The sequence below is a fragment of the Halanaerobiales bacterium genome, assembly GCA_035270125.1.
Taxonomy (GTDB): Bacteria; Bacillota; Halanaerobiia; order Halanaerobiales; family DATFIM01; genus DATFIM01.
On the sequence record DATFIM010000054.1, the window covers coordinates 1 to 19,404 of the forward strand.

Consider the following 19,404-nt stretch of genomic DNA (forward strand, 5'->3'; position numbering starts at 1 on the left):
AGGGTTATATCTAAAATTCCTGTAGGAACCTCGACCCCTTCAAATTCATTTATTCTTTCAGCAATTCTTTCAGCCATAGGTACTCCTCTAGAACGAATACCTATTATCACTAAATCTTCTGTTCCTTCATTTTTCTCAATTATTTCATGAGCTATTCTTGTTAAAGCTCTCCTTATTCCATCTTTATCAATTATCTCTTTTTTTACCTTCATATCTTTTTCTTCCATTTGAAAATCCCCCTTAAAATTTTTATACCACATTATACATTAAAAAAACCTTCTTCCAGTCCGGAAAGAAGGTTAAGTACATAATATTAATTCCCTTACTAGTCTCACCGGACTAATTTAAAGCGGTATTTTTTATTTTTACTATTTAAACTTTATCACAACATTAACTTCCTGTCAAGAACATATTCTCAACTTCTTCTAATTTTTCTTTACTTACAGCAAAAGTTCTTTCAAGTCTTTCTTCATTCTGAGTTTCCAAATACAAACTATCTGGATTTATTTTATTTAATATTTTTTTTAGTTCTTTTAATTTTTCTGGAGAATCATTATAACTTTTTAATATATTCACAGCTATTATAAATTTTCCACCAAAATTTTTACTAAATTCAGTCATACTTTCAATATATTTTTGTATTGTAAACCCTTCAATAGGACGCTGAAGTTTCTGGAAATCCTTATCATTAACTACAACTAATTCACCAACAACTTCCTCACATTCTTTTAAAATATTAAAGTATTCAGTCTGGTTAAAGATATAACCATTTGATAAAATTTTTATTTTTACTTCATAACTTTTTATTAATTCTATAATTCTTGGCAATTCAGTATTATATAAAGCCTCTCCTTCAGGATTAATAAAAATTTTTTCAACCGAATTCTTCTCAAGAAATTTTCCCAATTCACTTATAAAACTTTCAGTTTCCGGAAAGTAATGTCTCACTTTAGTTTTTAAATCAGTTTTTCCAAAAGGACAGAAAACACAGGCAAAATTACATACATTTTCTGGTAGGGGATTTATATCAACTGTTTTTTCATTTTCATCATCAAGATAAATATTACCTATTGAAAAAGGTTTCATTATTTTTACCTCCAAATATTTAATTATTTTCTTTAAAAATTTCTTTTTTTAATTCTAAAAAATCTGAGGCTAAATCTGCTTCAAACTCCATCCAATCACCTTTTATGGGGTGATAAAAACCTAAATTTGAACAATGAAGCATCTGTCTTTTAACCTTTGAATTATTTATTTTAATTACTGGAGTTTCAGCATATTTTTGATCACCAATTATTGGGTAACCTAAATATGCTAAGTGGACTCTAATCTGGTGAGTTCTTCCTGTTTCAATTTTTAATTTTACATATGAATAATTCTCTGTCTTTTTTAATACTTCAAAATAGGTAACAGCCCTCTTGCTATTTTTTTTGGTTACAGCCATTCTAGTTCTATTACTGGGATCACGTCCAATAGGTGCGTCAATTTTCCCATCTTTATATTTAAATTTTCCATCTACAATAGCCTTGTAAATCTTTTTAGTATTTCTTTTTTTAAATTGTTTGCTGAGGTTTTTATGACTTTTATCATCTTTAGCTACTACAATTGCTCCAGAAGTATTTTTATCAAGTCTATGCACAATTCCTGGCCTTATAACACCACCAATACCAGATAGGTCATCTGTATAATATAAGAGAGCATTTACTAAAGTTTTCTTTTTTTCATGAGGGCTGGGGTGAACTAATAAGCCTGCAGGTTTATTAATTACAATTATATTTTCATCTTCATAAATGATATTAAGTTCAATTTTATATGGTTCTAAATCTAATTTTTCATTTTCTTTTTCATATACTTCAACAATATCCCTTTGTTTTAAAATATAACTTTTTTTAATGTTTTTATTATTTACTTTTACATATTCTTCATCTATTAATTTTTGAATATAAGACCTAGAAAAGTCTTCATGTTTTTTTGCAAGAAATTTATCTAATCTATAACCACTAAATTCAGATCCTATTTTATACTTTTCATCTACCATAATTATATCTCCTTACTATTATTATAATTCATAATCTGTTACTATTATATAAATAATTAAAAACCCTGCTCCAACTACAATAGCAGAATCAGCAAGATTAAAAACAGGCCAAATTCTGAAATCCAAATAATCTACTACATGATTAAGTAATATCCTGTCTATTAAATTGCCAACAGCTCCTCCAATAATTAATCCAATAGAAATATTAATATATATATTACTTTTAAAATAATAATAACGATAAAACAATAAAAACAAAATAATAACTATACTTACTATAATAAAAAAATTATTCGCATTTTTTAAAATACCAAAAGCTGCTCCAGTATTTTTTACATAAGTAAGATGAAAAATATTTTTTATTATTGCAAGACTTTGACCATGGCTAAAATTGTTTATAATATAATATTTTATTATTTGATCCATAAAAACTATTATTGAGATTAATAAATACAACAATCTTCAATCTCCTCTCTTATAATAACAAATTAAATTATTTTACCCCAAATTATATTATTAAAGATAAGTTTCAACTACTTTGATAATTTGTGCTATAAACCTACCAATAATTGGAAGATTTAATTGACCTATTTTAAATAAAATTATTAAAAATAAGGCTCCTAAAACCGTCGCACCTACTGCTATTCCCAAACCACGAGCCAAACCAGCTAAAAAATTTACCCAAATCATTCTACCTGGAGACTTAAGCATTTCTGTATATTCAGCAAGAGTAATTCCCTGTATTTTTTCGTTAAGTTTATCTAGCTTTTTTAATATTTCATTTTCTGTTTTTTTATCCATACTACTCCTCCTTAAAACTGTAAGGTTTTATTTGAAATTTTTTATCTGTTCTAATGTTAATTTTGAAAAATCTTCTATGATTAAATCTGCTATAGAAAGATCCTGATTCCCTGAATTATCATTAGAAAAACCAATACAGTTCATTCCAGCTTTTTTAGCAGCTTTAACCCCATTATGAGAATCTTCAATAACTAAAATATTTTCTGGTTTAATCTTCAATTCTTTTGATATTTTTAAAAATAAATCAGGAGCAGGTTTACCATTTTCAACATTTTCTCCACTTCTGACAATTTTAAAATGATTTTCTAAATTAAAATTATTTATTACTTCATTAATTAATTTTTTCGGTGATGAAGAACCAAGTGCTAATTTTAATTCACTATATTTTAGTTCATTCAATAGACTTTTCACATTGGCCATTAATTCCACTTCATCATTCTTTATATGTTCTAAATTTTTTTTCTGCTGTAAATTAGTTAATTCTCCTGCATTTTTATCTAAATTATGTTTTTCAACAATCATATCCCACATTTCTTTGTTTGCTGTGCCAATATAGCTATTATATTCTTTTTCACTAACTTCAATATCAAATTCTGAAAAAATTTCTTTATTTACTTCATAATGTAAAGGTTCACTATCAATAATTACTCCATCCATATCAAAAATTACTGCTTTAATAATATCAACTTCCTTTCTTTTTTATCTAGTATATATTATAACAAAATAATGCAAAAAAGAAAAAGGGTTACCCTAAAAAAGGTAACCCAACTTTTATAATTTATTTATAGAATTAAATTATTCTATTCCTGTTCATGTAAAACAGTAGCACATCTTTCACAAACATCTTCATATTTATGATCATCACCAACAGTAGTACTGTACTTCCAGCATCTTTCGCATTTTTCACCTTCGGCTTCTTTTACCAGTACTCTAATTTCTGTTTCACTTCCAATATGACAATCATCATCAATTACATCAACTAATTCAACCTGGGAAACTATAAAAAGATCTGCAAGTTGTTCAAAATTATCTTTTAAAAATTTATATTGTTCTTCATCTCTTGCTTTTAATATTACTTTGGCCTCAAGTGAATTACCAATATCTTTATTTTCTCTGGCTAATTCAAGTGCTTTAGAAACATCTTTTCTAATAGAAAGTAATTGATCCCAGCGTTCTAACAAGAGATCATCGCTAATTTCTTCACTAAACTCAGGCCAATCAGTTAAAAATATACTTTCATTTTCTTCTTTTTCTTCTTCTAGATATCCCCAAACTTCTTCTGCAGTATGAACCAATACTGGAGATACTAATTTTACTAAGGTAACAATCATATCATATAAAGTACTTTGAGCAGCTCTTCTACTCAATGAATCAGTACCATCAGTATATAAACGATCTTTTATAACATCTGCATATAGAGAACTCATTTCGACTGTACAGAAATTATGGATATCATGGTACACTCTATGATATTCATATTCTTTATAAGCTTTTGTTGCATTTTCAGTTAACTCTTTTAATCTAACCATAATCCAGCGATCTAATTCATGTCTCTCTGCAAAAGGAACATAATCTTCATCTTTAGAAAAATCTCCAATATTTCCAAGAATAAATCTAAATGTATTTCTAATTCTTCTATATACTTCAGAATTTTGTTTTATAATTTTATCAGAAACACTTACATCATTTTTAAAATCAGAAGAAGCAACCCATAATCTTAAAATATCTGCACCATATTGATCGATTACTTCATGAGGAGAAACAACATTACCAACTGATTTTGACATTTTATTTCCTTTTTTATCAACAATAAATCCATTAGTTACAACTGACTCATAAGGTGCTTTTCCTTCAGTAGCAACTCCAGTCAATAGTGAAGAATTAAACCAGCCACGATATTGATCTGTTCCTTCAAGATATAATTGTGCAGGCCAGTCTAAATTATCTCTAGTTTCTAAAACAGCTTTATGACTTGAACCAGAATCAAACCAAACATCCATTATATCTTCCTCTTTTGAGAAATGATTTCCTCCACAATGCGGACAGCTATATCCTTCAGGAAGAATTTCAGAGGCTTTTTTCTCATACCAGGCACCTGAACCCTCTTTTGCAAATAAATCTTTTACCGAACTAAGAGTTTCATCATTAATAATTGACTCTCCACAATCATCACAATAAAAGATTGGGATAGGTACTCCCCATTTCTTTTGACGGGAGATACACCAATCTGTTCTATCAGCTACCATATTGGCCATTCTTTTTTCTCCCCAATCAGGATACCAATCTACATTATGAATTTCATCTAATACATTTTCTTTAATAGCATCTATAGAGGCAAACCATTGATCAGTAGCTCTAAAAATCAATCCACCTTTACATCTCCAACAGTGTGGATAACGGTGATCTATAAAATCTAAATTTAAAAGAAGATTTTTTTCTTTTAAGAGATCAGTAACTTTTATATTTGCATCATCATAATATATACCTTCAAAATGACCTGTTTCTTCTTCCTCTGTAAAGTAGCCTTTATTATCCATAGGAGCATATACATCCAGATCATTTTCACGGCCTACAACAAAGTCATCATGACCATGTCCAGGAGCAGTATGCACACAACCAGTACCCTGATCAAGTGTGGCATGTTCACCTAAAATAATGAGAGAATCTCTATCAGCTATTGGATGTGAAGCTTTTTTATTATCCAGTTCAGCCCCTTTAAAAGTTTCACCTAATTTTTTATAATCTTCTATTCCAACTTCACTCATAACCTCTTCAATTAATTCTTCAGCTAATACCATCTTTTCTCCTTTAACCTCAACTACTCGATAATTCAAATCAGGATTAACTGTTATAGCAAGGTTAGCTGGAATAGTCCAGGGAGTAGTAGTCCAGATTAGTATATAACTATTTTCAGGATTTAGATCCACCCCACCTAATGTCATTTTCTCTTTAACTGGAAATTTAACATAAATTGAAGGAGATCTAACATCCTTATATTCAACCTCTGCTTCTGCAAGAGCTGTTTGGCAACTTGGGCACCAGTGAACTGGTTTTTGTCCTTTGTAAAATAAACCCTTTTTGGCCATTTCACCAAATACTTCTATTTGTTTCACTTCATAATCTTTATTGAGAGTAATATATGGATTTTCCCATTCACCCCATACTCCTAATCTCTTAAATTGATCTTTTTGCCTATCGACATATTTTAAAGCATAGTCCTCACATTTTTTTCTTAGTTCTTTAACAGATAAATCTTTAGCTTCATCTCCCATTTCTTTAGTAACTTTATGTTCTATAGGTAAACCATGAGTATCCCAACCTGGAACATAAGGAGAATAATAACCTTTCATAGTTTTATAACGAGTAACTATATCTTTTAAAATTTTATTTAAAGCATGTCCAATATGAATATCACCATTAGCATAGGGAGGGCCATCATGTAAAATGAAATTCTCATTCCCTTCCCGCTGTTCTATTGCCTTTTCATAAATATTATTTTCTTCCCAAAATTTCTGAAAATCATTTTCCCTTTCACTCAAATTAGCTCTCATAGGAAAATCTGAATCAGGTAAATTAATACTTTCTTTATAACCCATTTTAAAAAATTCCTCCTTTTATATTTAATAAATAGTTTTAAATAAAAAAAACGGTCTTTCTCCCCATAAAGGGACGAATAAGACCGCGTTACCACCCTGATTAATAACAGTTAGTATAAACTGTTACTCACTCTCTAGTCTTTAACGCAGATTTACGGGTAAAACTACTTATTGTTCATTCCACCAACTCCTGAGTGATCTTCATATATAAACAGCTACCGGTTCTCAATCTTTCCGGTTCTCTGTAAGCATATTTATATATTACTTTCTCATTCTTTGTTATTAATATTTATTTATAATTTTGTTTTTTTAATTATATCCTAAATTATTTTTTTAGTCAAGTTATGAATTGCTACTATTATTTACTTTAATATTTTCCTGTATATCTTCACTTTCAATATGGTCCTCATCCTCAGCAAAATCTTTGTTTTTTATTTGATCAAATTGTTCTTTATTAATGTCAGTTTCGGTTTTTTCTTCATTTAATAATTCCATATGATTTTCTAATAATGTTCTAAATCTAATTTCAAATAATTTCTTTTTTTCTTTTAATTTTTCCAATTTTTTATACTCATCATTAATATTATCTCTAGCATTTTTCTTTATTTTTTCTGCCTGATCTTCAGCCTTACTTATTATTAATTCAGCTTCTTTTCTGGCTCTTTCTTTTTCCTCTGTTACTGTATCCTGAATAGCCTGAAGAGTATTTTGTAATTTCTGATCAAGTTTTTCATATCTTTTAAGTTCCTTTTCTAATTTTTCATTTTCTTCCTGGAGTGCATTAACCTTTTTTAATGCCTTTTCATATGACATACCTACATCTTCTAAAAATTCTTCCACTTCTTTTTTATTATAACCTAAAGCAGAACTTTTAAATTCTTTATTATAAATATCAAGCGGAGATAAATTCATATAAAACCACCTTTCATTAAGTATAACGGTTCAAAATTAATTTAATACGTCCTCGATTAGATAAACCTCTTCTTTTAACTACTTCAACTCTGCCGCGTCCTCTTATAGAGATCATATCATTTAATTCAACATCCTGAGCTGGATCATCTTCCATTCTCCAATTAAGTTTTACCCTTTTATTTTTAATATCCTGAGATATTTTATTTCTCGAATCACCAAAACCTGCACTGGCAACTGAATCCAATCTCATAGAGGCAACAGTAGCCTTGATTTCTTTTGTATGTTGAGTAGGAACAATGATTTCATCACGAGAAATTTCTTTCACTTCTACCGGAACTTCATTTACATTAGTTAACTTCATTTTAATAAAATCTTTTAAATCAGAATCAACTATTATCTGAGCAAAATCATCCATTATTAATAAATCTCCCAAAACTTTTCTTTTTATTCCCAGTCCCATTAATGCACCTAAATAATCACGGTGGTCTACATGACAAAAATTAAAATTACCTTCTATTTTCAAAATAGAAATGGGAGCTTCTACATTATCTGCAAAAAGATAATCAGGAAAAATCGTTATTTTCTTTCTTTCTGCCCTTTTATAACCGCCATCTTCGATAAAATTAACATCTGAAATCTGTTTTATCAGTTTTCTTGCAATTTTTCTTTGATGGGGATTTAAAAAATCTGTTGATTTTTCATTTTTTCTTTCAATTACAATTTCAGCTTTATCTAAAATCTTATTAGCTAATATTTTTTCATCATCTCTTTCTAAATGAGATAATAGTTTTTCTTTATCTAACATTACTTGCACTCCTTTATTAATTTAAATAATTAAACAATTATTCTAATCAAAAAACTACGGATAATACTTAAGGCAAATATTGCTACAATAGGTGAAAAGTCAATTCCTATATTAGAAGTTGGTAATATTCTTCTAATTGGTGCTAAAATTGGTTCTGTTACCTGATAGGTAAATTTAATTAACTGTCTTAACATTTGATTACTAGGATTTGGTTGCACCCAGGATATAATAACTCTACCTATAATTAACCAATCCAAAATATTAAAAAGAACTCCAATTGTATTTGCTAACATGTACATTTCTATTTTACCTCCTAATTATTTTTAAAATATTTATTTTTTATTTTGATAAAAACTTATTCTTCATATTATCTTCTAATTCTTTTCCATTAATCTCTATATTTTTAGGAGCAAATAAAAATACATTTTTTCCTATTTTATGGGTGTTTGCATTTAAACCATAAACAGCTCCACTTACAAAATTTAATATTTTTTGGGAAAGTTCCTTTTTATTATTCTCAAGATTTACAATTACTACATTGCTGTTTTTTAAACTCTTAACAATATTTTTTGATTCCTCAAATTTATTAGGATTATAAAATAACACCTTATATTCTTTTTTTCTATTTATACTTACAACTTTATCTGAATTCTTTGATATAGAATTTTTCTCTGGAGGTTTTTCATCTTCTTTTTCCAATCCAAAAAATTCAAGAATTTTATTCCACTCTATTAATTTATTTGACATAACAATCAAGCCCCCATTTGCTAATATTTTCTTTCTCCAAATAAAGCTGTCCCTATTCTAACAATTGTTGCTCCTTCTTCAATTGCAACTTGATAATCATTAGTCATTCCCATAGATAATTCTGTTAAATTTAAACCCTTTTTATTAGCCTTATTTTTCAAATTTGCTAATTTTTTAAAATATGGTCTTGTATCTTCAGGATTGTCTAGATAAGGAACAATAGTCATTAATCCTCGAATATCTAGATTATCATATTTTTTTTCAGCTTTTTCTAAAAAATCAATAGTTTCTTCTACTTGAAATCCGTATTTATTTTCATCACCTGAAGTATTAACTTCAACTAAAACTGGCATTACCCTATTGTTTTTTTTGGCCCTTTTATTTATTTCTTTTGCCAATCTATCACTATCAAGTGATTCAATCATTAGACAGTTATCCATTCTAGTAATATATTTAACTTTATTTCTTTGTAAATGACCAATAAAATGCCATTTAACTTCACTATTTAATTTATTATTTTTTCTCCTTAATTCTTGAACTCTATTCTCACCAAAAATATCAATATTATTTTTTTGAAAAAATTTTATTTTTTTACTAAAATGATTTTTACTTACTGCAACAATAGTAATTTCAGAAGGATTTCTCCCAACTTTTTTACAGGATTTTTTTATATTACTTTTAACTTTTTTTAATCTTTTTTTTAGTTTGTTTTTATTCATTGTTATTCCCCCTGTGTATCAAAATTATAATTGCTATTTGTAGGATTTATTAAAATTTCATCTCCTAATTCTAAACCTGTAATAACTAAATATTTATCCCCATTAAATTTTATTTCTATATCTTTTAAATTATAATTATTACTTGAATCAACTAAGACCACTTTATAGCCATCACTGGTAGGTAAAATAGCCGTATCAGGAATAACCAGCCCTTCATAAATATTTTTAACTAATTCAATATTAATTTTTCTTTTATTTAACCATTTATCTATAAATCTTTTTAATTCTAAAATTATTATAGATTTTTCACCATAATTAACTATATTTTTTATTTTTGCCTGATTTAAATTATCTTTTTCTAGTTCCTTATCTCTTATAAAAACAGTTTCTTCAATCCAATATTTTTCAGCTTTATTTTTATCAATCTTTATCAAGGCATATAAATCACTATTATTTACAATACGAAAAAAAGGTTCACCCTTATTAATATAATCGTCCTCTTTTATATTATGGTAATTATTATTTATATTATTAAATTTTTTTATAGAAATATTATTCATATTTTCAGGAGACAATTCCGCTTCTAATTGATCATAACTAAAAGACAAAATACCGGCTTCTCTACTATAAATTGTTACATTTCTATCTTTAGAATTTATTTTAGCAACTACTTGATTACCAGCAATTCTTTGATTAGAATCAGAAAAAAAGGTTGCTTTTCCTGACTTGGGTGCTTTATATATTTTTTCTTTTCTAATAATTACAGATTCAGTATTAAAACTCTCTGATAACTGTCCGTATTCTACAATCATAGTATTAGAATTTGTATTAATAAAAAAATATAAAGCTAAAACAATTATTGATAAAACTATAAAAATATATATTGACTTTACAGATTTATTTTTTTTTTATATTTATCATTTAAATAATGTATCTTATTGTTTTCCATATTATCACCTTTAATATTAATTCAATATAAAGTTGAAAAATCCTGCATAACTATAATGTAATAATACTGGCCATTCTTCCAGTTACTCCTTTATCCCGGCGATATGAGTAAAAATTTTCTTCATTAGAATAAGTACACATCTTACTTTCAATTATATTTTCTTTTTTTATTCCTTTTTTAAGAAACATCATTTTAATAATCCCGGGTAAATCAAGCAAATAACTGTTTTTCCCTTTATAAACTAAATAATTATTTATATTAGAAAAATTATTTTTAAATTTAGTAGCAAGTTTATTATCAACTTCATAAAAATCTTTAGAAATTGCAGGTCCAATTGCAACCATACAATCACTCATTTTACTATTAAATTCAACTTTCATTTTTTCTAATACCTTTAAACCAATCTTTTTAAGAGTACCTTTCCAACCAGAATGTGCTAATCCTATTATTCTATTTTCTTTGTCATAAAAATAAAGGGGAACACAATCTGCATAATAAGAAAACAAAGTAATATTATTAGCAGTTGTAATTAAAGCATCTGTTTTTTTTATTGAACTACTATAATTACTACTTCCTTTACCTTTATCTTTTTTTTCTACTATATATACTCTATCACCATGAACCTGTTCAGCTGAAGTAACAGATGAAAAATTTAAATTTAATTTATTAGCAGTAATTTTTCTGTTTTTTATAACTGCTTCTTTTCTGTCATTTGTATGTAAACCTAAATTAAGGCTTTTATAAGAACCTTTGCTAACCCCACCATTTCTGGAAGTAAAATAAGCTTTACATCCTCTTTCCTTAAAATTTTCTATTTCCAAATACCTAAAGTTATTTTTCTTTTTCCATTTAAACATAATAAACCTCACCTAAATTCAAATTATTTATTCTAATTAAGTATATCACACATGACAACTATATAAAACTTATATAGTATATTAATTAAAAAGAGAAACTCGATGTCTTTAATGACATCGAGAAATTAAATTCAATATTTAAAAATATAATTAATTATTTTGCTTTCTTAAAAAAGCAGGAATATCTAGATCTTCACCAGAGAAATTTTCAACATCAAAATCTTCTTCAATGTCCTCTTCAATATCTTCTCCAAATTCATTAGAAGGAGAAGTTTTCTTTTTCTCTGCATCAAAACCAGTAGCAATTACAGTTACTTTTACCTCATCTTCAAGTTCTTCATCAATTACTGAACCTAAAATTATATTTGCATCAGTATCTGCAACTTCTTGAATAACCCTTGCTGCTTCATTAGCTTCATGAATTCCTAAATCAGAACCACCAGTAATATTTAAAAGTACACCCTGAGCACCATTAACAGATGCTTCCAATAATGGAGAAGCTATAGCCATTTTAGCTGCATCAGCAGCTCTATTTTCACCATTCGCTTTTCCAATTCCCATTAAAGCTGATCCTGCATCTTTCATAATTGTTTTTACATCAGCAAAATCTAAATTTATAATTCCGGTTATAGTAATTAGATCAGAAATACCCTGTACTCCCTGACGTAATACATTATCTGCAATTTTAAATGCTTCCATCAAACTAGTTTGTTTTTCTGCAACTTCTAATAATCTATCATTAGGAATTATAATCAAGGTATCAACCTTTGATTTTAATTCTTCAATACCCTGCTCAGCTTTTTTCATTCTTTTTGTACCTTCTACAGTAAAAGGTTTAGTAACTACTCCTACTGTTAAAGCTCCTTGATTTTTAGCTGTTTCAGCAATAATTGGAGCAGCTCCTGTTCCAGTTCCGCCCCCCATACCAGCAGTTATAAATACCATATCAGATCCTTCTAAAGATTGTGCTATTTCCTCTCGATTTTCTTCTGCTGCTTCTTTGCCAATCTGAGGATCAGCACCAGCTCCTAAACCTCTAGTTATTTTTTCACCAATTCTAATAGTCATACCTGCATTTGATGATAATAATGCCTGAGCATCAGTATTAATAGCTACAAATTCTACTCCATCAAGCCCTTCATCTATCATTCTATTTACAGCATTATTACCACCTCCACCAACACCAACAACTTTTATATTTGCAAATTGCTCAACTTCAGTTCCTATATCAAACATTAAATTTACCCCCTCTCATTAGAAGAAATCCTCAAACCATTTTTTTAATTTATTAAAGAAATCATTTACTATACTCTGACTGTTTTTCTTGTTTTTGGTATCCTGTTCGTACTTACTACCATATTCAACCAATCCAACCGCTGTTGAAAAAATGGCTTTAGGTACTTTTTTATCTTTTTTTATATACACAGGATTATCAATTACATCAGAAAGCCCACTTATATAAGATGGTTCACCTAAACGAACAGGAAGTTCAATTAAATCTGTAGCTAAATTTGTAGCATCTTCAATAAGAGAAGCACCACCTGTTACAACTAAACCGGCCGGGGTCATATCCCGAGGACCAGCCTTATGTAATTCATTACCTATCAGATCAAATAATTCTTCCATTCTTGGTTCAATTACATTGGCAAGTGATCGTCTTTTTATATTCTTCTTGTTTTTACCACTTGCTTCTAATACTTCTATAGATTCTTCATCACCGATATTTTCTGCTTTAGCTGAACCAAATTTAATTTTTAATTTTTCTGCCTCTGAAATAGGAGTCCTTAAACCAACAGCAATATCATTACTTACATGATTACCTCCAACAGGTAAAACAGAAGTATAAGCTATACTTCCTTCATGGAAAACTATTAAATCAGTGGTTCCACCACCAATATCTACAAGAGAAACTCCCAATTCCTTTTCATCTTCTGCTAAAACTGATTCACTAGAAGCCAGTGGTTCTAATACTATATCATCAACTTCCAAACCTGCTCTAAGAACACTTTTTACAAGGTTTTGTATAGAAGTTGCAGAACCTTTTACAATATGAGTCTCGACCTCTAATCTAACTCCAGACATACCAAGCGGATCCTTAATACCAGGACATCCATCTACAATAAATTCTCTTGGTAAAACATGAATAATTTCCTCTTCTGCAGAAAGAGGAATTATTTTTGCTGCTTCCATTACTCTCTGAATATCACTATTAGATATTTCTTTTTCTTCTCCTGTTACAGCAACTACACCATGACTATTAATTGATGTAATATGAGAACCAGCTATCCCTACAAAAGCTGAATCAATTTCAAAGCCAGCCATTCTCTCAGCTTTTTCTACTGCATTTTTAATAGCCCTACTTGTTTTATCAATGTCCACTACAATGCCTTTTCTTAGACCTTTTGACGGAGAGAGGCCTATCCCAATAATTTCTATATTATCTTCATCTATAACTTCAGCTATAATTGCACAAATTTTTGTTGTTCCAATATCAAGCCCTGTAACTATCCTTTTATTCTTCAAAAGACTATTACCTCCTCTCCTAAAACTAATAAATTAATTTGTTACCTTAATATTATTAATTCAACATAAATGCATAATTTCCTTTTTTCTACCTACCTAATTTTCAGTTTTATAAACTGGTTTATCAGGATATTGTAAGTTTATATAATCAACTTTTAAATTATTTTTTTTTATATCAAGAATAGTCGCTTCTAGAATTTTAAATTTTTTTGCTAGATTTTCTAAATCTCCTAATTTCACTTTTATATTATTATTCATAATTAATAATTCAACTTTAAATTTATTATTTTGCAACTGTTTATATTGTATCAAATTTAATTCTTTTATTAAAGAAAATTTTAAGTCTTCCAACTCTTGAACTAATTTTTCAAAAGAAGGAGTAAATACTATTCTATTTTTTGAAAAGGAATAGCCAACTCCCTTTAAAAGAGGTACATCAGCTTTAATATCATTTTTTCCTTGTTCTAAAATATAACCTTCATTATCAAAAACAAGTGTCTTTTTATCATTTACAATTTTAGCAATAGGTTTTCTTTCTGTAATTATTATTTCTAATTTGTTTGGATAAATTTTATTTATTATAACATCTTTTATATATTTTTCTCTAGCTAACAAAGATTTCCTTAATTCATCAATATTTACTAAGAGGATATTTTCATTTTTGAATTTATTAATATTATTAATTATTTCATCTGTTTTTAGAACTTCGTTCCCCTTCACGTTAAAATCTTTAATCTCTAATGAAGGAGAATATATTAATGAAAAAAACACTCCTAAACCTATAAATATTATAGTTAAAATAGCTATTAGTCTATAATTCAAGTAATCCCCCCTTGATGACAAATTATATCAGGTATTAGTTTTCATGATCTTAATTAACTTTTCACCACTTTTATAGATATCACCAGCTCCAATTGTAATTACTATATCCCGTGATTCTATAATAGAATTTAAATAATCAGGTATTTTACTCAAATTTTTAATATATTCAACTTTAAAATCATATATTTTAGAACACTCTTCAGCCATATTTTTGGCTAAATATTTATCTTCCTCATCTTTTATTTTTTCATCAGCACTATAAACATCAGTGATAATTAATCTATCAGCATCAGAAAAAGAATTGCAAAATTCTTTAAATAAATATTTAGTTCTACTATAACGATGTGGTTGAAAAATAGCTATTACTCTATTAAACCCTGTATTTACTGCTGCTTTCAATGTTTCTTTAATTTCAGTTGGATGATGGGCATAATCATCTATGATTAATACATCTTTAATAAGAGCCTTTTTTTCAAATCTTCTTTTAACTCCTGAAAATTTTTCGATCCCCTTTTTTATTTCAGTAAAACTCAATCCTAAATATAGACCTACTGCAATTGCAGCCAATGAATTTAAAATATTATATTTACCAGGAATTTGAAGATTAATCTCCCCTATTTTTTTATTATTAAATTCTACATCAAATAAACTCCCAAAAGGTAAATAATTTATATTATTTGCTCTTATTTTTCCATTTTCAAATCCATAAGATATTATTTTATCATTATCCAAATCTATTAATTCACGAATAATTTTATCTTCAGCACAAACAATTGACTTACCACTTGCAGCTGTTTTATTTATGAAATTTTTAAAAGTATTTTGCAACTTTTTCTTATTAGTATAAAAATCCAGATGCTCTAATTCGATATTGGTTACAACTGATATATAGGGATCAAAATATAATAAAGAACCATCACTTTCATCTGCTTCTGTTACAAAATAATTGTCTGTACCACTTTTAATATTTCCCTGTATACTTGGTAAATTACCTCCAATCATAGTAGTTGGATCATATTTTTCACTATTTTGCATCATAGTGGCTATCAAACCGGTGGTAGTAGTTTTACCATGAGTTCCTGATACCGCTATGGTTTTTTTATCTTCCATCAATTTTGATAACATTTCAGCTCTTTTAAGAATTTTTATTCCTAATTTATTAGCCATTTTCAATTCAGAATTATTGTCATCTATTGCACTGGAATTTACAACAAAATCTGGTATTCCCCATTTTTTAATATTATTACTATTATGTCCTACTTCAATTTTAGCACCTAATTTTTTTAAATTTTTAATTGTATTTGAATCTTTTATGTCTGATCCACTAACTTTATAATCTCGCAATAATAATAATTTGGCAATTCCACTCATTGATATACCACCAATACCTATTAAATGTATATGTTTTTTAGCCAAATTATCCCCCCCTAAATTCCTATTTTTTCTATTTTATTTGCAATTAGAGTTACAGCATCTCTTTTTCCTAATTTATAACTATTTTCACTCATTTCTTTTAATAAACTTTCATTATTTATTATAACCTTTAAATTTTCTAATAAGACTTTTTCATTTAAGTTTTTTTCTTCAATCATCCTTGCAGCATCATTTTTTGTTAAAAATTGAGCATTATATTTCTGATGATTATCAGTTGCATAAGGATAGGGGATTAAGATTGAAGCCAATCCCTTTGCTGTTATTTCTGATAAAGCCGTTGCACCTGCTCTACTAATAACAATATCAGCAATACTATAAGCATATTCCATATGTTCTAAATAGGGAATAGTTTTTATGCTGGAACATTCCTTAATATTAATATTATTTTTTTCTAAATATCCAAGAACCTTTTTATAATTTTTTTTGCCAGTTATATGGATTAATTGCAAAGCATCATTATTTTTAACAAATTTATAAATTCCTGATAAAGATTTATTGATGCTTTCTGCACCCTGACTTCCTCCAAAAATCAATATTGTTTTTGCATATGAAGAAAATTTAAAATAATCAATTCCCTGTTTTTTCTCTGTTTTTAAAATTATTTCTCTTACAGGATTTCCAGTATGAATGATTTTATTTTCAATCTTAGCAGAAAAATGATTTTTAGCTTCTTTAAAATTTATAGCTACTTTATCGCAAAATCTACTTAAAATTTTATTAGTAATTCCAGGATATGCATTTTGTTCATGAATTATAGAAGATTTTCCTGTCAAAAATCCTGCTAAAACTACAGATCCAGCAACAAAACCACCAGTTCCAAAAACTATATCTGTTTGATAATTTTTAATTATTTTAAAGGATTGATAAAGACCTTTTAAATTAGTAAATATTGATTTAAAAAGATCAAAATTAAATTTGCGTGGAAGAGGTGCAACATTTATGCCTTTGAATTTTATATCCCATTCTTGGGCAATATCTTTTTCAAGCCCATTTTTTGAACCAATATATATAATATCCCATCCCCTTTTTTTTAATTCTAATGCTACTGCTATTGCAGGATAAATATGTCCACCAGTACCGCCTCCAGTGATTATTGCCCTCATACTACACCTCACTTAATTCTTAAAATTAGATGATATATTTAATAAGATTCCCACCCCAGATAACATTATCAAAAGTGAGCTACCTCCATAACTAATAAACGGAAGAGTTATTCCGGTTACAGGAATAGTAGCTGATACAACTCCTATATTTATAAATACCTGAATGATTATCATACTTGTAATTCCAATAGCCAATAAGCTACCAAATACATCTGGAGCTCGATGTGCTATCCGAATTCCTCTCCAGAAAAATAATAAATACAATGAAATAACTATAAATACTCCTACAAAACCCAACTCTTCACCTAAAACAGCAAAAATAAAATCAGTACCTGGTTCAGGTAAATATAGAAATTTTTGTTTACTATTACCTATTCCTACTCCGAAAAATCCCCCAGTTCCAAGAGCCAATAATGATTGAATTATATGATAACCGCTATCAAGAGGATCTTCCCAGGGATCTAAAAATGCTGTGAATCTTTCTCTTCTATAATCAGAACTATAAATAAAGTATAATATTGCAAGTACTCCTGAAAAACCAAGGATAGTAATATGTAATATTCTGGCTCCTGCTACAAAAATTAAAGTAAAAGCACTCAGCGCTATAGTAATTGCTGTACCTAAATCAGGTTCTAATAATATTAATAAAAAAGTTAATCCTAATATTATTAAAACAGGTAATAATCCATTGATAAAATCATTTAATTTATCCCTTTTTTTAGAAAGATAATGAGAAAAATATATTACTATTCCTAATTTGGCTACTCCTGAAGGTTGAAAACCAAAAAAACCTAAATCAATCCACCTTCTCGAACCACCTCTAAATTGTCCTATACCTGGAATTAATACAATTATTAACAAGAAAAATGTAAGAAATAATATTAGTTTTGAAAATTTTTTATATAAATGATAATCAATATTCATAGTTATTATCATTGCTATTAAACCCAATCCGGCAGTCATTAATTGTCTTTTGAAAAAATGAAAACTACTTCCAAAAATATTAAATGACCTAATAGAACTGGCACTGAAAACCATAATAAGTCCAATCATAAGCAAACTCATTACGGTTAATAAAATAATAAAATCAGGTTTATTTTTGTTTTTTTCTAATTTATTATTATCTTTCAAACTATCCCACCTTATCTTAAAACTTTATTTGATTTTTTACTTCTTTTTGAAAGAGATTACCTCTTTCTTTATAATCTTGATACATATCCCAACTAGGACAGGCGGGAGATAATAAAAGACAATCTCCTTGTTCAAATAAATCTAATCCTTTTTTTACTGCTTCTTTCATGTTTTTTACTTGAAAAACACTATTATATCCTTTTTTAATCATTTCCTTATGTATTTTTTCTGATGTTTCTCCTAAAATAATAAGTGCTTTTACATTCTTTTGGACAGAATCTGCTAATTTAGAAAAATCTGCATTTCTATCCTGCCCACCAGCTATTAAAATTATATCATTATCAAATGTCTTTATAGCTTTTAAAGCAGCATCAATATTTGTTGCTTTAGAATCATCAATTACTATACTTCCATCTTCATTTTTTATAACAACCTCAAGTCTATGTCTATCTGGTTTATATTTTTTAACTACATTCTTAATAATTTTAGGATTAATTTCTAACAAAGATGCTGTTTTAGCTGCAAAAGCAATATTCATTAAGTTATGATCACCTTGAAGAAAAATCTCTTCTTTTGATATTAATTTAAAGCTATTATTTTTTTCTGAAATATAAATAATTCCATTTTCTAAATAAGCTCCATTTTTAACTTTTTTCTTCCTGCTTATGTAATGTTTATTAATATCATATTCTGAACTTGCATTAATAACTTTTGGATCATCAAAATTTAATATTGCAAAATCATCATTTTTTTGATTTGAAAATATTCTTTTTTTTGCATTTAAATATTCATTTTCATCTTTATGTCTATCTAGATGATCAGGACTAAAATTTAAAAACAAACTGATATTTGGATGAAATTCATCTATCGATTCTAACTGAAAAGAACTAACTTCTACAACAAGCCATTTATCTTTTGAAAGTCCTGGGGCTACATCTATTAATGGAGTACCTATATTACCTGCTAC

21 protein-coding genes, 1 pseudogene and 1 other annotated feature are annotated in these 19,404 nt (G+C 27.7%); all 22 genes and pseudogenes read right to left on the minus strand.

The window, feature by feature from the left end; translation table 11 throughout:
* Positions 1–227 (minus strand): phosphoribosyltransferase family protein (locus VJ881_02880; protein HKL74988.1); only part of this gene is annotated, 227 nt, incomplete at its 3' end.
* Positions 228–390: 163 nt separating this feature from the next.
* Positions 391–1,086: a radical SAM protein gene (locus VJ881_02885; GenBank protein HKL74989.1), complete on the minus strand. Its 696-nt coding sequence runs from the start codon at positions 1,084–1,086 to the stop codon at positions 391–393.
* A gap of 19 nt (positions 1,087–1,105) precedes the next feature.
* Positions 1,106–2,038 carry an RluA family pseudouridine synthase gene (locus tag VJ881_02890; protein ID HKL74990.1) on the minus strand — a complete coding sequence of 311 codons (933 nt, stop codon included), beginning with the start codon at positions 2,036–2,038 and terminating at the stop codon, positions 1,106–1,108.
* 21 nt (positions 2,039–2,059) lie between these two features.
* Entirely contained in the window at positions 2,060–2,497 is a 438-nt protein-coding gene (gene lspA, locus VJ881_02895; GenBank protein ID HKL74991.1) for a signal peptidase II, read from the minus strand.
* A 57-nt stretch (positions 2,498–2,554) separates the two neighbouring features.
* Positions 2,555–2,839, minus strand: coding sequence for a DUF5665 domain-containing protein (locus VJ881_02900; GenBank protein HKL74992.1), 285 nt, complete (start codon positions 2,837–2,839; stop codon positions 2,555–2,557).
* A gap of 27 nt (positions 2,840–2,866) precedes the next feature.
* Positions 2,867–3,520 (minus strand): HAD family phosphatase, encoded by a 654-nt coding sequence (locus VJ881_02905; protein HKL74993.1) that lies wholly within the window; start codon positions 3,518–3,520, stop codon positions 2,867–2,869.
* 119 nt (positions 3,521–3,639) lie between these two features.
* Complete coding sequence (gene ileS / locus VJ881_02910) at positions 3,640–6,435, minus strand: isoleucine--tRNA ligase (GenBank protein HKL74994.1); 2,796 nt, start codon at positions 6,433–6,435, stop codon at positions 3,640–3,642.
* 66 nt (positions 6,436–6,501) lie between these two features.
* Positions 6,502–6,721 (minus strand) — a binding site (T-box leader).
* A gap of 56 nt (positions 6,722–6,777) precedes the next feature.
* Positions 6,778–7,347 carry a DivIVA domain-containing protein gene (locus tag VJ881_02915; GenBank protein HKL74995.1) on the minus strand — a complete coding sequence of 190 codons (570 nt, stop codon included), beginning with the start codon at positions 7,345–7,347 and terminating at the stop codon, positions 6,778–6,780.
* Positions 7,348–7,363: 16 nt separating this feature from the next.
* Positions 7,364–8,152, minus strand: a complete 789-nt coding sequence (locus VJ881_02920; protein HKL74996.1) for a YlmH/Sll1252 family protein — start codon at positions 8,150–8,152, stop codon at positions 7,364–7,366.
* A gap of 29 nt (positions 8,153–8,181) precedes the next feature.
* Complete coding sequence (locus tag VJ881_02925; protein ID HKL74997.1) at positions 8,182–8,451, minus strand: YggT family protein; 270 nt, start codon at positions 8,449–8,451, stop codon at positions 8,182–8,184.
* Between the two features lie 40 nt (positions 8,452–8,491).
* Positions 8,492–8,899 (minus strand): cell division protein SepF, encoded by a 408-nt coding sequence (gene sepF, locus VJ881_02930; protein HKL74998.1) that lies wholly within the window; start codon positions 8,897–8,899, stop codon positions 8,492–8,494.
* Between the two features lie 20 nt (positions 8,900–8,919).
* Positions 8,920–9,618 (minus strand): YggS family pyridoxal phosphate-dependent enzyme, encoded by a 699-nt coding sequence (locus tag VJ881_02935; GenBank protein HKL74999.1) that lies wholly within the window; start codon positions 9,616–9,618, stop codon positions 8,920–8,922.
* A 2-nt stretch (positions 9,619–9,620) separates the two neighbouring features.
* Positions 9,621–10,277 (minus strand): HlyD family efflux transporter periplasmic adaptor subunit, encoded by a 657-nt coding sequence (locus tag VJ881_02940; GenBank protein ID HKL75000.1) that lies wholly within the window; start codon positions 10,275–10,277, stop codon positions 9,621–9,623.
* Positions 10,272–10,511, minus strand: a pseudogene (locus tag VJ881_02945) (HlyD family efflux transporter periplasmic adaptor subunit). The gene VJ881_02940 and the pseudogene VJ881_02945 overlap by 6 nt, the downstream one beginning before the upstream one ends.
* A 106-nt stretch (positions 10,512–10,617) precedes the next feature.
* Positions 10,618–11,424 (minus strand): peptidoglycan editing factor PgeF, encoded by an 807-nt coding sequence (gene pgeF / locus VJ881_02950; GenBank protein ID HKL75001.1) that lies wholly within the window; start codon positions 11,422–11,424, stop codon positions 10,618–10,620.
* Between the two features lie 150 nt (positions 11,425–11,574).
* Positions 11,575–12,660: a cell division protein FtsZ gene (ftsZ, locus tag VJ881_02955; GenBank protein HKL75002.1), complete on the minus strand. Its 1,086-nt coding sequence runs from the start codon at positions 12,658–12,660 to the stop codon at positions 11,575–11,577.
* Positions 12,661–12,678: 18 nt separating this feature from the next.
* Positions 12,679–13,947 (minus strand): cell division protein FtsA, encoded by a 1,269-nt coding sequence (ftsA, locus tag VJ881_02960; protein HKL75003.1) that lies wholly within the window; start codon positions 13,945–13,947, stop codon positions 12,679–12,681.
* A gap of 96 nt (positions 13,948–14,043) precedes the next feature.
* The gene (locus VJ881_02965; protein ID HKL75004.1) at positions 14,044–14,769 is read right to left on the minus strand and encodes an FtsQ-type POTRA domain-containing protein; all 726 of its coding nucleotides are present in this window, start codon (positions 14,767–14,769) and stop codon (positions 14,044–14,046) included.
* A gap of 27 nt (positions 14,770–14,796) precedes the next feature.
* Positions 14,797–16,185 carry a UDP-N-acetylmuramate--L-alanine ligase gene (murC, locus tag VJ881_02970; protein HKL75005.1) on the minus strand — a complete coding sequence of 463 codons (1,389 nt, stop codon included), beginning with the start codon at positions 16,183–16,185 and terminating at the stop codon, positions 14,797–14,799.
* Positions 16,186–16,196: 11 nt separating this feature from the next.
* Entirely contained in the window at positions 16,197–17,306 is a 1,110-nt protein-coding gene (gene murG / locus VJ881_02975) for an undecaprenyldiphospho-muramoylpentapeptide beta-N-acetylglucosaminyltransferase (protein HKL75006.1), read from the minus strand.
* Positions 17,307–17,318: 12 nt separating this feature from the next.
* On the minus strand, positions 17,319–18,437 hold the full coding sequence (gene spoVE / locus VJ881_02980; protein HKL75007.1) for a stage V sporulation protein E: 1,119 nt from the start codon (positions 18,435–18,437) through the stop codon (positions 17,319–17,321).
* Between the two features lie 16 nt (positions 18,438–18,453).
* Positions 18,454–19,404 (minus strand): UDP-N-acetylmuramoyl-L-alanine--D-glutamate ligase (gene murD, locus VJ881_02985; GenBank protein HKL75008.1); only part of this gene is annotated, 951 nt, incomplete at its 5' end.

What these genes read in the sequence shown, in the direction of transcription:
- VJ881_02885 (HKL74989.1), bottom strand. Translation starts at nt 1,086, where the DNA reads ATGAAACCTTTTTCAATAGGTAATATTTATCTTGATGATGAAAATGAA.
- VJ881_02890 (HKL74990.1), bottom strand. Translation starts at nt 2,038, where the DNA reads ATGGTAGATGAAAAGTATAAAATAGGATCTGAATTTAGTGGTTATAGA.
- VJ881_02900 (HKL74992.1), bottom strand. Translation starts at nt 2,839, where the DNA reads ATGGATAAAAAAACAGAAAATGAAATATTAAAAAAGCTAGATAAACTT.
- ileS (HKL74994.1), bottom strand. Translation starts at nt 6,435, where the DNA reads ATGGGTTATAAAGAAAGTATTAATTTACCTGATTCAGATTTTCCTATG.
- VJ881_02915 (HKL74995.1), bottom strand. Translation starts at nt 7,347, where the DNA reads ATGAATTTATCTCCGCTTGATATTTATAATAAAGAATTTAAAAGTTCT.
- VJ881_02920 (HKL74996.1), bottom strand. Translation starts at nt 8,152, where the DNA reads ATGTTAGATAAAGAAAAACTATTATCTCATTTAGAAAGAGATGATGAA.
- VJ881_02925 (HKL74997.1), bottom strand. Translation starts at nt 8,451, where the DNA reads ATGTACATGTTAGCAAATACAATTGGAGTTCTTTTTAATATTTTGGAT.
- sepF (HKL74998.1), bottom strand. Translation starts at nt 8,899, where the DNA reads ATGTCAAATAAATTAATAGAGTGGAATAAAATTCTTGAATTTTTTGGA.
- VJ881_02935 (HKL74999.1), bottom strand. Translation starts at nt 9,618, where the DNA reads ATGAATAAAAACAAACTAAAAAAAAGATTAAAAAAAGTTAAAAGTAAT.
- pgeF (HKL75001.1), bottom strand. Translation starts at nt 11,424, where the DNA reads ATGTTTAAATGGAAAAAGAAAAATAACTTTAGGTATTTGGAAATAGAA.
- ftsZ (HKL75002.1), bottom strand. Translation starts at nt 12,660, where the DNA reads ATGTTTGATATAGGAACTGAAGTTGAGCAATTTGCAAATATAAAAGTT.
- murG (HKL75006.1), bottom strand. Translation starts at nt 17,306, where the DNA reads ATGAGGGCAATAATCACTGGAGGCGGTACTGGTGGACATATTTATCCT.